This window comes from Stenotrophomonas pictorum JCM 9942 (assembly GCF_001431585.1).
Classification (GTDB): domain Bacteria; phylum Pseudomonadota; class Gammaproteobacteria; order Xanthomonadales; family Xanthomonadaceae; genus Stenotrophomonas; species Stenotrophomonas pictorum.
The window spans coordinates 1-13,099 of record NZ_LLXS01000037.1; the positions used below are offsets into that span (position 1 = coordinate 1).

Genomic DNA, 13,099 nt, shown 5'->3' on the forward strand with positions numbered 1-13,099 from the left:
TTTTGCGGGGGGATTACCCCGCCTTCCAAGCCAACTCTCCCAACTCAATATCCTCCATACGCCCCCCTTAAGATGATCGTCCCTGCGAAATTCGACAGATTTAACCTATTCTGACTGAATCATGCACGGAAGTTCGATTGACAGAGCAAGCCGGCTCGGCTCCACCGCACGGGTGAGTCGAAACAATTGCGCGACTAATCAGATCGACCTCAATGGGGCGAAAGACCCCACTCAATCAACTACACACCAACGCGGGGTTTTCCTACAGAAAAACCATGACCGGGTGCGTGGTTTGCAACGGCGGGCTGATGCAGGCTTGACGCGCCCGGCCGAACGGTCGGGTCCACCTCGTTCGGGGCGGTTGCCGTCCCCATCCCTGATTCGCATAAGGACCATGCAATGACCACGACACAGAATCTGATTTCCCTCACCCTCACCGATGACCAGCTGCAGGCCGTGGACCAGGCGCTGAGTGATCTGGAGGCGCAGTTGACCGGACTGGTGGCGATGACCACGGCGCAGCGGCGCAAGCTGGCGCGGATGGGCGACAAGTCCGAGGCGTTCTGCCGGCAGACCTTGAGCATGCTGGCGCAGAACCCGCAGGTGGTGCCGGCCACCTTGAACGTGGCCGATGCGGTGTCCGATCTGCAGGCGCTGGACCGCCTGCGCCCGCGCATGCAACGCATCACCCGGCTGGCCGAACGGGCTTCGGATACCGAGATCGCGCTGGGCAGCGATGTGGTGCGCTGCGCGCTGGACGGTTACGCGATCCTGAAAGTGGCCGGGCGCAACCAGGGCCTGGAAGGGCTGCGCCGCGGATTGAGCAGCCGCTTTGCCAAGAGCGCGCGGGTGAACGAGTCCGAGCCGGCCTGAGTCATCGGCCCCGGCCGGGAAACCCTACCTTCCCGGTCGCCGCCCCACATGAGTAACCGTACCCAGCCGCCCTCGGGGCGGCTTTTTTGTGCCTGTCGCACCACCTACCGCGACCGTGCGTGGGCAACCGGCGCCGTTTACGTCCCAATCCGCACCTGCGCACAGCCCGAAAGGGCCTCGTTTTGAGACAGAAGTCTCATCGATGCCGAAAAAAGCGGCATCGTTGCCACTTCAAGTGCCATCGTTGCCCCAAAAAGGGGCAACGTTGCCGGTCAAAGTGGCATCGATGGCGAAAAAAGCGGCATCGCTGCCGTTTCAAGTGCCATCGATGCCCCTTTTTGGTGCAAACGTGGCCCTCGCCGGCCAAAGTGAAGGCAACGCGGGGGCAGCGCTGCCCCGCCATGGTCAGCGCCGGCCCGGCGCGGTGCTCGGTCCACCCCGGCGGTCGCACCGTCGCCGCTTTATCCGCCGTGCGGTACATGCCGGCCGCCGTGGCCCGATTGCCATCGTTCGGCGCAGCCGGCGGCGCTACCGCGCGCCGCGCCACCTGCTGCTGACGATTCCCGCATCCGGCTATTGCTTACGGCCAAGGCGCCTGCAACGCTGCACCCCTGTCCTGTGGAATCTCCCCGATGCCGGCGCTGCCGTCCCTGCTGCGATCCTGTTCCCGGCGGCTGCGGCGCACGCTGGTCGTGGCGCTGGTGCTGGCCGGCAGCTGGCCGGTGCTGGCAGGCAATGCCGACCTGCCCGAATGGACGCCGACCACGCCGAAGCTGGAAGGCACCGAACTGGCGCGACTGGAGGCGGCGCTGCAGCAGTTGCCGGTCCAGCGCCCGGGCATCACCGATCTGTATGTGCTGGGCGTGGCCGGCGATGCCGGCGAGGACGTGTTCGGCAACGAGGTGCGGTATCTACAGCAGCTGGCGGCGCAACGCTGGCAAACCGGCGGGCGCACGCTGAGCCTGATCAACGCCCCGCCCGGCTCGGCTGCGGACGGCACCGCGCCGCAGGCCACCTTCGAGAGCCTGGGCTACGCGCTGGACGGGCTGGGGCAGGCGCTGGACCCGGCCGAGGATGTGCTGCTGCTCTATCTGACCAGCCACGGCCTGCCGGACAACAGCTTCTACCTGCGCACCGGCCCGGAGCAGGAGGATTACCTGTCACCGCAGGATCTGGCGCAGCTGCTGGACGAGGCGAAGATCGGCAATGCGGTGATCGTGGTGTCGGCCTGTTTCTCGGGCGGGTTTGTGCCGCCGCTCAAGGCGCCCAACCGCATGATCATCACCGCCGCGCGCGAGGACCGGCCCTCGTTCGGTTGCGGCAATACCGACAGCGCCACCTGGTTCGGCCGCGCCTTCCTGGTGGAAGCGCTCAATGCCGGCAACGATTTCAGCGCCGCCTTCGCCCAGGCACGGACCAGGGTGAAACGCCGCGAGCGACAGGAAGGCGAGTTGCCGTCGTACCCGCAGATCGCCACCGGCAGGCATATCGAGGCGGTACTGGCGCGCTGGCGCCAGCAACTGCCGCCCCCGGTGGTGGTGCCCTACCCGTTCGCGGCGCCGGCAGCGGCGATGGAACCGGCGGACGACAGCCCGCTGCCGGTGCCTACCGCCGCGCCAAGCCGTTAGGTGCGCGCCTGCCCGCGGCGCTTCTGCGTTGCTTGAGAAAGGCGGGTTGGGTGGGGGCTTTGGTCGCGACTTACGTCGCTCCTACAGAAATCGCTTCTGCAACGCTGCCAAGAGGTGTGAGGAATCGCGGCGGATGGTTTTTTGTCGCGACTGACGTCGCTCCTACCGGTCGCTTCCAAAGGTTGCTCCTACAGGCGGGCCGTCCGCTTCGTGCGTTTGCTCCGCAGCAACGCTGCAGCTGTGTGCTGTAGGCGTGACGTCCGTCGCGACAGGGCGTCCCGGTTCCGGCGGTCTGTCGCTGGATATGGGGCCTGCCGAGGCGGCAACCCCAGGCTCCTGTTGCCGCGCACGGCGGCGCGGATGGGCGGGTTTTCCCCGGTCGCCGGCGGACAACGGGGCATCCGCCGCGCACCTGTTCAGCGTGCGCCGGGAGGATCCACGCGGCGTGACGGGGCGATTGCCTCCGATTTCACGCGCTGTTCCCCGCCGCGCGCGACCTGCCGGTTCCGGCGTCAGGGCCGCCCTGATTGCCGCTGCAGGCGGATATGCCAGCGCGCGTGCGGTGAATCCAGCGGCCGGTTGCTGGGGTCCGCTGGCGCGGCCGGAGGTGGTTCTCACCTGAACGATGGCCCCGTCCGGCGCATGCGGAGCGCCGCCATTGCTGCCGGCTGCGTCACGTTTGAGCGGGTTTCAAACGCTTCCTGCAGGTTCTGTTAACCCCCGCTCCCTTAGAAACGGGTCCCCACATGCGTGGGGATTCATGGGAGGCACGCCATTGAAAGGCGTAAAGCTTTATCTGGAAGGGCCCGGGCGCGAGTGCCGGCCGGTCAGCTTCGTTTCAACCGAGGAAGTCCGCGCCGCAACCCTGTCGCGCATCAGCGGCCGCTCCGGTGAGGAGTCGGTTGAAATCACGCTATTGGCCGATGCCGATGGACACCTCGCCCGGCAGATCGACCGCGAGGGCTTCCGCTACAAATTCGATGGCTCCGAAATCAGCTGGAGCCTCATCGTTGCCTGATCAAAAGCCCCTCCCGGAGGGGCTTTTTCCCGGGGCCAGGTGGACCACCCGGCTACCCATTGGACTCAACGCCTGCGCGCCGCTTCCTTCCGGCACTATCTCCCCGGCGCCACAACCCGCTGACCGGGGGATGCGGCCAGCGGGCACCACCACGCGGACTATCGCCAGCCCGCGTCATCTTGTCCGGACCGTGACGAGCCTGCCTACCCAAGCTCGTTGTCACGCACTGCCCGCCGCTGAACAACGTGGTGTCCCCGCGGTGAACCCCGACAAGAACCTCTCACTCACTTGTGCTGACGGTCCTGTTGTTGCTTCTGGTCGTGCGGCTTCTGGTCATGCTGCTGCGGGCTGCCATGCCGCTGCGAGTTGTCGTCTTTGCCCGGCGAGCGCTGCTCGTGGCCTTTCTGCGGTGTTTGCGGAGTGGTCGGCATCTCATTGTTCCTCTTCAAATTCGCCCGGCGCCTGACGCTCCAGTTCAGGAGCAGGATCGCCGGGCAGATCCGGATTGCGCGTGTCGGGCAGATCCGGGTTGGGTTGATTCGGATTGCGCGGATCCCGTGTCGGATCCGGACGATCCGGATCGCGGGGCGCCTCCGGATCGGTGGGATTCGGGGTGCTCAAGCACGTGCTCCATCCACGCGACAACGTCGTCGCACGTACACGGTGCGCGTTGTGCCGTTAACCGGCAGTCCCCGAATCCGGAAGGGGGCTCACGGGGTGACCACCAAGCCAACTGGGGAGCGCGCCGCGTGCCCGGCGCGTGACAATCGCCGTTGCAGGATGCAAGGCGATTGGAGAAAGAACAGGGACGGACGAATCGCTCATCACATCGCACGGTGGAAATAGGCCTATGTTGGGCGCGGTGCGGGCACTACCTGTGCTCCGGATGCTGATCATGAACTACGAAGAGGTACGCGCTGACCTGGATGAACTGGCGCTGGAGATGACAACATCAGCACATGCATGGTCCCGCTCACAGCGCCTGGACAAGCTCAGATCCCTTGCGATTCTGACCCGGCGCGCTTTGAAAGCGGCATCCGGATCGGTAGACGAACTGGAGCGCAGCAACAATATCGACTCCCTTCTGGACCGGATAAAAAGCATGGTGTCTGCCGCGGAACAGCTGGATCAGCTCAAGGAAGACTTCCGGAACCGCAGAACATGACATCTCGCAGATATGCGAAAGACAGGGGAAGAACCCCCACCTGCGAAGATGGCGTACCTGGCTGCGCATCATGAACAATCAACGCGATCGCGACTTTGTCGACGTAACCGCCGAGCTTGGTTACTGGCGGACTCGGTACAGTGATGGCGCGCTTATCGGGGACAGTTTCATCAACGACTGCAATCCGGTAATCAAACTTGCCTGCGACATCTATATCCGCAATCCGCATGGAACGCGCAGTGCGTGGCACTCCGACCTGCACCGTCATCTATCGGGCAAGATGAGCATGGACCAGAGAAGAATCTCGGATCAGATAGCCGGTATGTGCTGGGATCGGCTTGTTTCCTGATCAGCCCGTTCATCCTCAGAGCGCCAATAGCACACCGGGGTAACACACAAAGGGGAAAGATGCTTCTGCGATGATTTCATCGCAATGGAGTAGAAGATGAGTAGCCTCAATGTAACAGCCAGCCCCCAGAACCCGCAGGAACGTGATCCGAAGCGGGCACCCGGCGCGATGCCAGAGCATGACACCAACCGCAAGGATGCGGACACCAAGGAAGGCAAGACCCATGACGGCAGCAAGCCTCAGCAGAAGTAACAGCAACTGCTGCTAAACAAATGGAGAGCTGCGCCAGCGTGCGCAGCTCGTCCTGAGGATCATCAACGGTGAAAACGGTGGCCCAGGCCAAGGCACTGATGGAAAAAATTGCCTATCAGCTTCGCCCTCCCGAGACGACCACGATGGCGCCTTGCAAGCTTTGCGGAAAAAGCAGCCCGGGAGGTCAAGCGTGCGCCGAGTGCCTGTGTCTGCAGTTGGAAACCCTGATCCAGAACAAAGGCGCCGTGGTGCGATGGTCCAAGTCGGTCAAGGCCGCTGCCGAAGATGAGGCGACCATCCTGACCTACGCAAAACGAGCGAAGTAGCCAGGTCCTGGGACCCGTTCCTGCTGCACGGACAGTTCATTGTCGCGATCGTTGACAGCGTGGAAATACAGGCATTCCCATGAACACCACTATTCACACCGCATCCTATGTCGACCTCCCCCGCTATCTTGGAACCTGGTACGAGATTGCCAGGAAGCCACAACATGGCGACAACCCGGACGCACGAGATCGGGTGTGGAACTTCACCAGGGACTCGGACGAACCCATCCACGTTTCCCACTCCTACATAGGTGAGCGCGACGCGCTGGAGGAATCTTCCGGTGTTGTCCGGGTATCCGACAGCGCCCATGCGAGATTCTCGATCAGCTTCATGCCGGATTGGCTGCAATGGGTTCCCTTTACCCGGGAGAAATTCTGGATTCTGGGAATTGATGACGACTATACGACCGCCCTTATCGGGGAGCCTGGCATGAAACGACTACATCTGCTCCACCGGCACGCCCAGATGGACCGGACTGTCGCAACCGGATGGATTGAGACCGCCCAGCAGCAAGGCTATGACACTTCCGACATTGTTTGGCCCGAACAGTCCGGCACCATCTACCTGAATCAAGTGCAGTGAGCGCCAGATGTCACTCTTGAGCATCCCTATGCCGACCCCTGACCCCAGACAACAGTTCATAGGCGAATGGAACGTCTGGGAGGAAGCCAGCTTTGCCGTGTTCCGCTTCTCACTTATTGATGATGGACTGGCAGTGACCTTCATCGACGACGTGGAAGGAGTGGAGAACGCCATCAGCGACGTCCGCTGGAATACGGAGGAACCCGCGCTGTACTTCACGGTGCAGTGGATGAAGGGCCCGACGCATCGCTACCGGATTTCGCCCGATGCCGATGGCAACACGCTTGAGGTTTCCATCACCGCAAGCTGGGTCGAGACCTGGGCACCGATGCCGGTGTACAAGCCCCACTGAGAATCTGACTCCCACGTTCCCGTTGGAGTTCCAGCCAGGGATCCAGGACCGGCGCGTCGATTTGACGGTGAATCCATCAGGCTCAATCCGATCCCGCACCATTTACCTGCCAGCTACGGCCCCCTGCCCCTTGGCGCAGCTCGATCATACGATCGCCGAGCCGGACTCACCCGCCGACGCATAACCGGAGCGCGTGATCGGATTCGAAGATCGTACCGGATGCGCTGCAGGAGTCTTCCGTCGCGGCACTGCCTCGTACCTCAAAGGCATCACACCAACGCACCGTTCAGTGACGGGCGGCCCCTGCGTTGGCTTCCTGATTACTTTCCACCGGCCCGCGACTTTGCACGAACTCCGGGAAGGTCTCGGCCAGCGGCGCGGTGTCCGGCAGGATGTAGAACACCCCGCCCCGTTCGAACGTGGGAACGACCACCTGCTCGTAGAATTCGGGCGAGACATTGATGCAACCATGGGTGATGCGGTTGTCGTCCGGCGACGGCGACGCAAGGCGCTCGACGCGTCTCTCAGCCGGGACGCCGGTCGCCGTGGGGTGCATGGATACCGCCGAATCGTAATCCACCCACAGCACGCGGCCGGCGTCGATGGAGGGGCCGAAACCGCCTATAAAACGACCGGCAGGCGTGGTGCGGTCCTTGCCCGGAATCTCGCGAAGCGCCAGACCGGCAATGCCGGGGGCCGTGTGGTCACCCACCGCCGAACCAAACAGTCCGGGGGCGGCGCCGCGAAGCCGGCCGTCACCGTCGAATACCAGCACCTGGGCGGCGGCCTTGTCGATGATCGTGAACGGATAGCCCTGGCTGTCCTTGCTGGCAACCACCCAGCCGGCCAGCTCGATTACCGTGTCCGACACGGTCTGATCCGGGGGAAGCTGGTCGACGTCGGCCATCGGATGCGCGGCGGCATCCTGTGCATTGACTGGGCCAACACTTGCCAACGCCAGTACCAGCGCGCCACACGCGGCGCGGATCGCGGAATAGATACAGGTATTGATGGGACACGTTCCTTGGAGCATGGAGCGGCTTAAGAAAAACCCCCGGTGGTCAGCAAGGACCACCGGGTTTGAAGCGCACACCCTTGGTCAGCACGCGCGTAGGCGCGATCAGCCGCGCGGCTCGCGGCGCGGTGCGGTTTCGAGCTGCTGGACGCGGCCTTCGAGTTGATCCAGGCGCTGGTTGGCCCGCTGCGCGGACTGGTTGGCCGATTCGGCGCTCTGGGCTGCGCTCTGCACCTTCGTGTCGAGCGAATCAAGGCGCGTATTGATCTTTGCAAAATCGTCACGGTAGGTGGCGCAGCCGCCAAGACCGAGGGCGGCGACGGCCGTCACTGCCAACACCAGATTTTTCTTGGTCAGAAACATTTCACTTCTCCTTTCTCACGTCTGGACCACGGAAATATTGCGGACTTTTTGCACAGACATGATTGCGCCGCACGGCGTTGATGGACTGTGAAATGCCGCTATCCCTGCGTATTCAGGCGTAAATCCGCGCATGTCGCGGTGTAGCCGCGTGACTGCGGCCAACGCGGAAGATCGCACGCGTCTGATGCCCTGGATGCAGGCGCCTGTTTGTCGGTGCCGGGTTCATGCGCCCCCCTTACGGTGAGGGGGCTGCCGGCAATGGCAACGGCGATGCACCGTTATCGATCCGCGACAGGCGCATGCCTTCAACCCGCTCCTGCTGCGCCTGCGCCGGTGCGATCGCCAACGGAATGAGGGGCACTGCGCGCTCATCCGGCGCCAGCAACGTGATGCTGCTGGCGGCAAGGGTGGTGACGGTGTCCGCTGGCGTGCCGCGCGCGACGGAATGACCGGCGCTGCGCGGCTGTTCGGCGGTGTCGGCCTGTGGCACCTCGATCACTTCGCCGTTCACGACGATGCGGTCGCCGCTGCGCACGCGATTCCCCATGCGCATCGTGAATTCGGCTTCGGCCGGCATGTTGAGCGCGGTGTCATAGCCGCGATCAAGCACGAACAGCGCATCGGAGGTGGCAGGATCGCCGTCGCCTTCGTCCTGCACGAACCAGCCGACCACGCGGCCGCGATTGCCCTCGCCCAGCGTCTCGCCCAATTCCTGCGCGATATCGTCGCCATCGCCGGCCAGGCTGCGCACCACCACGCCTTCGATCAGCACCTGCTCGCCGAGCAGCGGGCTTACCGCGCCACTGCCCTGCACCTGGCCGATCAGGCGGCGCCCGGGGTCCATCGGCTCGGCTGCGATATCACCGTCAGCGGACAGCGGGAATCCGCAGCCACTGCACGCCAGCACCGTCGCGGCCAGCACGGTGTAGATGATTGCTCTGTGTTGCATCGACTCCCCTGCCCCCAGTTGGCACCCCCGCGCAAGCCTAGCGTGGCGGTGGTGCGGTATCCATCGGGCATCGGAGAACAAGCGGGCGACAAGGAGTTGATGCCGCCAATTCCACCGACGCGACTGCAGAGGGAGTGCAGCGTGGACATGGCCCGCAGCGGGTGTGCCGGTCGGGGCGGCGCCATCTGACGGACATCGGGAAACAGGCCAACGGCGCTGGGTGGGTAAGGCCAACCCGGCCTGGGCGGCTGTCTTTGGCCGATGCCCGCCTCCGCTCAGGGTGTGGCGTTCTGCAGCCGGTAGGTGGTGCGGCGGCTGTAGACGGTGCCGTTCAAGGTGGTGCGCACCTCTACCGTGTGTTCGCCTTCGGCCAGTGTGGTCGGCAATGCGGCGCGCCACAGGTGACTGGAGGGGGTGGCCTCGGGCGAGCGGTCGTAGCCGCGCAGCGCCGTGGCCAGGTCATCGGCGATGTTTTCCTGCAGCAGGCGCGGATCGGGCTGCTCGATGCGCTTCATCGGCAGCCAGGGGCCGTCATCGACGCGGAACTCCACCGGCAGGCCGTCATAGCCCATGAACACGTTCGCGTACACGCCCCATGCCGGGTAGGCGCCGCGACGCAGCACGCGCGGGGCATGCAGCGCGATCTGCTCGCTGGCCGGGGCTCGGGCGGCGCGGTATTCCACGCTGTAGCGGCCCTGCGGCTGCACGTTGAGCAGGCCGTACCCATTGGGCGTGCCATCGGCCATGGTCGTGTCGGGAATGCCCTGGGCGTCCTTCACCCCGGACCAGAACGCACCGCAGGCCGCGCCGACGTTGTATTCGTGCAATGGGGTGGCACCATTCCAGCCGCGTGCGGCATCCCAGAAGGTCTGGCTCTGTTCGTGGGTGTGGCCGCTGAGAATCAGCCGGTTGGCGCGGTTCTCCAGCAGCGCGAACAGGCGCTTGCGGTCGGCCTCGCGGAAGCGGTGGTCGAACAGCGGAATGTGCACGCCGATCACCAGCAGTTTGTCTTCCGGCACGGTGGGCAGATAGCGTTCGAGGAAGGCGAACTGGTCCTCGCGCAGGCCACCGATATAGGCCGGTTTCTGCCCCGGCTGGGCGATGATGTCGTCCAGGCCGATGAACACCATCGTGCGTTCTTCCCAGGCATAGGTGTCCGGACCCAGCGCGCGGTGATAGCTGGCCAGCGAGGTGGCATCGCTGCGCGCGTCCACATCCATGTCGTGATTGCCCGGCACATGCAGCCATGGCACCCTCAGCGAGGTCACCGCCGCCACCAGGGCCGGATACAGCGCCGGATCATCGTTGGTGATGTCGCCCAGGGTCAGGCCGAGCCGGGCCTGATGGGTGCCACGCAGCGGCGCGATGAGGTCACGTTCGAAATAGCCCACATCCAGTGCGTTGCTGGTCTGGCTGTCGGCCATCAGCAGGGTCTGGAAACTGGCCGGGGCGTCCGCGTCGGGCACCAGTGCGAACGGCGGGCACTGCGCATCGGCATCGGCCGGGCGCTTGCCCTTGAAAGCGGCGGGCGCACTGCCGGGGCGCCAGATGTCCGGTAGACCATCGGCGCGGGCGGCGGCGCGGTAACCGGCTGGCTTGATGACAAACACCGTGGGCTGGGTCGAGGCCGGCAGCCGGTAGCGGCCTTGTGCGTCGGTGCGCACGAGATGCTCACCATCGGACACCGCGATACCGGGCAACGGCTGCTCGCCGGCATCGCGCAGGCCATTGCCATTGGTATCGGCAAACACCGCGCCGTCCACACAGCTGGCGGCCGCCAGCAATGGCGCGCAGGCCAGCCACAGGCCGGCAAACAGGGAAAGACGCATGACAACCTCGGCAGACAGACAGGCGGTTGCCATTATCGTCGCCCGTGGCGGCCCCGGCATTACCGGAATTGGCGGGCGGCCCGCGGCGGCGGTCGGGCCGCATGCCGCGGGCGCGCATCGGGCAAGCGGCTGGCAGCGGGCAATTCCGCTATGCCGCCCGCCGGCCCGGCGTCACCGCGACGGCGTTCGCTTACGCGGTGGCGCGGGCGGGACGGCTGCCGCTTCGGCGTCGGCCGCCAGCGGGCGTGCCGCCTTGCCGCTGGCCGTGGTCGGCTTGGGCGGGTCCACCCGGGTGCGGAACGGCGTGTTGCCCAGCACCTCGACGTGGCCACCGGCATTGCTGAAGGCCGCCATGTCCTCGGCAATGCGCTCCCGGCTGAGGTTGCGTTGCTGGGCGTGGGGGCCGGTGATCGAGATTTTCTTCATCGCAGGAACCTCTCCCGGTACGGGCAGTGGCGTAGGCATGTGTTTCTCCTCAGGCAAGTTGCAACGCGATACCGCGCGGGTTCGCGCGTGCCTGGGCAGCGCGCTCGGCCCGGCAATAGGGTCCACCCATGACAAAGGAGCGGCAGATGGCCGGCCTGCTGTCATAAATGCGGCAGTTCATCTGCTGCCCATCCAGGGCCACGCACCAGCCATCCTCGTCCTTGTCCATGACATGCAGTCCACTGGGCAACCGGATGGTCAGATGTGCCGGGACCGCATCTTTCTCGGTCAACACCACGGTCAGCTGGCAACAGAGAGCGTCGCAGGTGGCGCAGGTGACCGGGGCGTTCTTGTCCGCCGCGCCGTGCGTCATGCCGCAACCGGCATGGAATGGCGGCGCCACCCTTGCCCCTCGGGAAACGCGCGATGCGCTTGACGGCCGGACAGCGGTGAGCGGTGCGCGGGCGCACCGGTAGTGAACGGGGTGTTGCTCAGGGGGTATACGTGCATAGCGCACTCGCCTCGAGTCCCACCGATACAACGGGCGGGCAACCTGTGGAAGACAGCGGAGTGGGCAACTAGCAAGGCAGCTGCGCAGAGCGCGCGAAACAGGCAGGGCCTGTGGGCTGATCCTAACACTGCGCCGCCGGCAGCGTTCACATCGGCAGAAGCAGCGCGGCGAGCGGCCAGCGCGCGCCGGGCCGAACAGCGGGCGACGCGGTTGCCACCACGCGGCGCATTCGGGCCGGGCGGAGGGATAGATGATGCGCGGCCCTGCCCGGCAGATCCGGGCGGTGGCGGTCGGCGCCAGGGCCCGGCTTGACGGCGTTTGCACCGGTCCACCGCTAGCTTCGAACCCGCCCCCCTGCCTCGGCGGCGGGCAGCCAATCAAGGCGTAGGGCCTCGCCTGCGCCGGACCTGATCACTGCGCGGGAGAGGACGGATGAACACGCTTTGGCTGTGGGTCGGCTTCAATCTGTTCGTGCTTGTGCTGCTGGCCCTGGATCTGGGGGTGCTGCACCGCAAGCAAAAGGAGATCAGCATCAAGGAGGCGCTCTGGCTGAGCCTGGGCTACTTCCTGCTGGCCATGGTCTTCGCCGCCGGCGTGTTCCATTTTCTGGGAGCGCCCAAGGGCTATGAATTCCTGACCGGCTACCTGATCGAAAAGAGCCTGAGCATCGACAATATTTTCGTGTTCGTGCTGATCTTCAGCCATTTCGCGGTCCCGGCGCCCTACCAGTACCGCGTGCTGTTCTGGGGCGTGCTCGGTGCGCTGGTGATGCGCGCGGCGCTGATCCTGGCAGGCGCGGCGGTGATCGAACACTTCCACTGGATCATCTACGTGTTCGGGGCGTTCCTGATCTTCACCGGGGCCAAGATGCTGGTCACGGTCGGGCGGGAACCGGATATCGAGAACAACCGCGTCAACCGTTTCATGCGCCGTCACTTCCGCGTGACCGAAACCTTTGAAGGCGATCGCTTCACGGTGCGCCGCAACGGGGTGCGGTTCATCACCCCGCTGTTTATCGTGCTGGTGCTGGTGGAGCTGACCGACCTGGTGTTCGCGCTGGACTCCATTCCGGCGATCTTCGCGATAACCACCGATCCGTTCATCGTCTACACGGCGAACGTGTTCGCGATCCTCGGCCTGCGGGCGCTGTACTTCGCCCTGGCCGGGATCATCACCCGCTTCCACTACCTCAAGTACGGCCTGTCGCTGGTACTGGTGGTTGTCGGCATCAAGATGATCCTCAATGCCTGGTTCGGGACCAAGGTGATCCCCACCGAGCTTGCGCTGCTGATCACCGCCGTGCTGATCGGCGGCTCGATGCTGGTCTCGCTGCTGAAGACACGCGGTGCGCCGCCGGCGGATGCGCGGACCCGGACCTGGTGGGTACCGGGCAGCCCGACGCGGCCGAAGAAACCGGAGAAGAAGCCGGACCAGCCATGACCCCGGCCTGATCGGCGCTG

The 13,099-nt window shown here is 64.9% G+C and carries 18 protein-coding genes; 10 read left to right on the forward strand and 8 right to left on the reverse strand.

Annotated elements, in window-relative coordinates:
* Positions 1-399 precede the first annotated feature (399 nt).
* From ARC78_RS11305 to ARC78_RS11315, 3 genes are all read left to right on the forward strand, one after another.
* Positions 400-873, forward strand: a complete 474-nt coding sequence (locus ARC78_RS11305; protein WP_054660894.1) for a hypothetical protein — start codon at positions 400-402, stop codon at positions 871-873.
* A gap of 632 nt (positions 874-1,505) precedes the next feature.
* On the forward strand, positions 1,506-2,501 hold the full coding sequence (locus tag ARC78_RS16775; protein ID WP_057506327.1) for a C13 family peptidase: 996 nt from the start codon (positions 1,506-1,508) through the stop codon (positions 2,499-2,501).
* 760 nt (positions 2,502-3,261) lie between these two features.
* Positions 3,262-3,519 carry a hypothetical protein gene (locus ARC78_RS11315; protein WP_145974331.1) on the forward strand — a complete coding sequence of 86 codons (258 nt, stop codon included), beginning with the start codon at positions 3,262-3,264 and terminating at the stop codon, positions 3,517-3,519.
* A gap of 284 nt (positions 3,520-3,803) precedes the next feature.
* On the opposite strand, the gene ARC78_RS16780 is transcribed toward ARC78_RS11315, so the two are convergent.
* Entirely contained in the window at positions 3,804-3,950 is a 147-nt protein-coding gene (locus tag ARC78_RS16780; protein ID WP_157722818.1) for a hypothetical protein, read from the reverse strand.
* A 1-nt stretch (position 3,951) separates the two neighbouring features.
* Positions 3,952-4,140: a hypothetical protein gene (locus ARC78_RS11320; RefSeq protein ID WP_054658890.1), complete on the reverse strand. Its 189-nt coding sequence runs from the start codon at positions 4,138-4,140 to the stop codon at positions 3,952-3,954.
* 274 nt (positions 4,141-4,414) lie between these two features.
* On the opposite strand from ARC78_RS11320, the gene ARC78_RS11325 reads away from it, so the two are divergent.
* The 6 genes from ARC78_RS11325 (at position 4,415) to ARC78_RS11340 (ending at position 6,546) form a co-directional block, all read left to right on the forward strand.
* A complete protein-coding gene (locus tag ARC78_RS11325; protein ID WP_145974332.1) occupies positions 4,415-4,684 on the forward strand; it encodes a hypothetical protein in 270 nt (89 codons plus the stop codon).
* A gap of 70 nt (positions 4,685-4,754) precedes the next feature.
* On the forward strand, positions 4,755-5,033 hold the full coding sequence (locus ARC78_RS11330) for a hypothetical protein (RefSeq protein ID WP_054658892.1): 279 nt from the start codon (positions 4,755-4,757) through the stop codon (positions 5,031-5,033).
* A 96-nt stretch (positions 5,034-5,129) separates the two neighbouring features.
* On the forward strand, positions 5,130-5,285 hold the full coding sequence (locus tag ARC78_RS16785) for a hypothetical protein (RefSeq protein WP_157722819.1): 156 nt from the start codon (positions 5,130-5,132) through the stop codon (positions 5,283-5,285).
* A gap of 68 nt (positions 5,286-5,353) precedes the next feature.
* A complete protein-coding gene (locus ARC78_RS16640) occupies positions 5,354-5,611 on the forward strand; it encodes a hypothetical protein (RefSeq protein WP_145974333.1) in 258 nt (85 codons plus the stop codon).
* A gap of 79 nt (positions 5,612-5,690) precedes the next feature.
* Entirely contained in the window at positions 5,691-6,194 is a 504-nt protein-coding gene (locus ARC78_RS11335; RefSeq protein ID WP_054658893.1) for a lipocalin family protein, read from the forward strand.
* Between the two features lie 28 nt (positions 6,195-6,222).
* Positions 6,223-6,546, forward strand: a complete 324-nt coding sequence (locus ARC78_RS11340) for a hypothetical protein (protein WP_054658894.1) — start codon at positions 6,223-6,225, stop codon at positions 6,544-6,546.
* A gap of 286 nt (positions 6,547-6,832) precedes the next feature.
* Here the strand turns inward: ARC78_RS11340 and ARC78_RS11345 are convergent, their stop codons facing one another.
* The 6 genes from ARC78_RS11345 to ARC78_RS11370 all read right to left on the reverse strand — a co-directional run bounded on the left by ARC78_RS11345 (position 6,833) and on the right by ARC78_RS11370 (position 11,501).
* The gene (locus ARC78_RS11345; RefSeq protein ID WP_054658896.1) at positions 6,833-7,513 is read right to left on the reverse strand and encodes a L,D-transpeptidase; all 681 of its coding nucleotides are present in this window, start codon (positions 7,511-7,513) and stop codon (positions 6,833-6,835) included.
* A gap of 153 nt (positions 7,514-7,666) precedes the next feature.
* On the reverse strand, positions 7,667-7,924 hold the full coding sequence (locus ARC78_RS11350) for a hypothetical protein (RefSeq protein ID WP_057506328.1): 258 nt from the start codon (positions 7,922-7,924) through the stop codon (positions 7,667-7,669).
* Between the two features lie 235 nt (positions 7,925-8,159).
* Entirely contained in the window at positions 8,160-8,873 is a 714-nt protein-coding gene (locus ARC78_RS11355) for a single stranded DNA-binding domain-containing protein (RefSeq protein WP_054658895.1), read from the reverse strand.
* Positions 8,874-9,148: 275 nt separating this feature from the next.
* The gene (locus ARC78_RS11360; protein WP_057506329.1) at positions 9,149-10,702 is read right to left on the reverse strand and encodes a calcineurin-like phosphoesterase C-terminal domain-containing protein; all 1,554 of its coding nucleotides are present in this window, start codon (positions 10,700-10,702) and stop codon (positions 9,149-9,151) included.
* Positions 10,703-10,873: 171 nt separating this feature from the next.
* Positions 10,874-11,128 carry a hypothetical protein gene (locus ARC78_RS11365; protein WP_057506330.1) on the reverse strand — a complete coding sequence of 85 codons (255 nt, stop codon included), beginning with the start codon at positions 11,126-11,128 and terminating at the stop codon, positions 10,874-10,876.
* A 49-nt stretch (positions 11,129-11,177) separates the two neighbouring features.
* On the reverse strand, positions 11,178-11,501 hold the full coding sequence (locus tag ARC78_RS11370; RefSeq protein WP_054661015.1) for a YkgJ family cysteine cluster protein: 324 nt from the start codon (positions 11,499-11,501) through the stop codon (positions 11,178-11,180).
* Positions 11,502-12,071: 570 nt separating this feature from the next.
* On the opposite strand from ARC78_RS11370, the gene ARC78_RS11375 reads away from it, so the two are divergent.
* The gene (locus tag ARC78_RS11375) at positions 12,072-13,079 is read left to right on the forward strand and encodes a TerC family protein (RefSeq protein WP_054660918.1); all 1,008 of its coding nucleotides are present in this window, start codon (positions 12,072-12,074) and stop codon (positions 13,077-13,079) included.
* Positions 13,080-13,099 lie beyond the last annotated feature (20 nt).